The organism is Pyxidicoccus trucidator (assembly GCF_010894435.1).
GTDB lineage: Bacteria > Myxococcota > Myxococcia > Myxococcales > Myxococcaceae > Myxococcus > Myxococcus trucidator.
Map to the genome: position 1 here is coordinate 1 of NZ_JAAIXZ010000067.1, position 962 is coordinate 962.

1 protein-coding gene is annotated in these 962 nt (G+C 68.3%); it reads left to right on the forward strand.

Features of this window, described 5'->3' with window-relative positions; all coding sequences use genetic code 11:
• Positions 1–798 (forward strand): IS701 family transposase (locus G4D85_RS48410; protein WP_164021921.1); only part of this gene is annotated, 798 nt, incomplete at its 5' end.
• Between the last annotated feature and the right edge of the window lie 164 nt (positions 799–962).

Consider the following 962-nt stretch of genomic DNA (forward strand, 5'->3'; position numbering starts at 1 on the left):
AGCCTCAGTGTCGCCACCCGCACCGAGCACCTGCCCCTCGACTTCGAGCTGTACCTGCCCGAGGGCTGGACCAACGACGCGGCTCGCCGCCGCGAGGCCCGAATCCCCGCCGAGGTCCCCTTCAAGACCAAGCCCCAACTGGCGCTGCAAATGATTGACCGGGCCGTGAAGGACGGTGTTCCTCCGGGTGTCGTCCTGGCGGATACCGCCTACGGCACCTCCAGTCAGTTCCGAGCGCACCTGCGCTCGTTGGGCTTGCACTACGCGGTGGCGGTGGACCCCCAAACCACCGTCTGCAGGCTGGATGAAAAGGGGCGTCCCCGAGGGGACGCGCGGAGTGTTTCGGACCTGGCCCTGCGCATTCATGAGCGGGGAGGCTTCCGACGGTGCACCTGGCGCAAGGGCACCCAGGAGGACTTGTCGGCATGCTTTGCCCTGCGTCAAGTCATCGCCGCGGGCGTACCCCAGCGCAAGCAGGAGCCGCTGGGGCTGCTCATCGAGTGGCGGGACGATGAGCCCGAGCCCGCCAATTACTTCCTCGTTTCCCTGCCGGGGCGCAGGACGAAGAAGCAACTCATCCGCCTGGTGATGCAGCGCTGGAGAACCGAGCGCGTCTACGAGGACCTCAAGGGCGAGCTGGGGCTGGACCATTACGAGGGCCGCCGCTTCCCCGGCTGGCATCACCACGTCTCGGTGGCCCTGTGCTGCTACGCGTTCATCGTTGCCGAACGCGCGCGGCGTTTTCCCCCCTCGGCCCGAGGGACGGCTGAAGCCCACACGCAGCCGCTCCCGGCCTGAGCGCCACTTCCACGACAGCTTCATCACCGTACGGCTCGCCATGGCGCGCGTGATTGCCACCTGGCTGCCTCGCTGTCCCACCTGCCACCGCTCCAACCACCGACGCGCCTCACGCAGCCTGCCCGGTCTCCCCGTGCACCCCGCGGGCCCCTGATGCAGTAGTG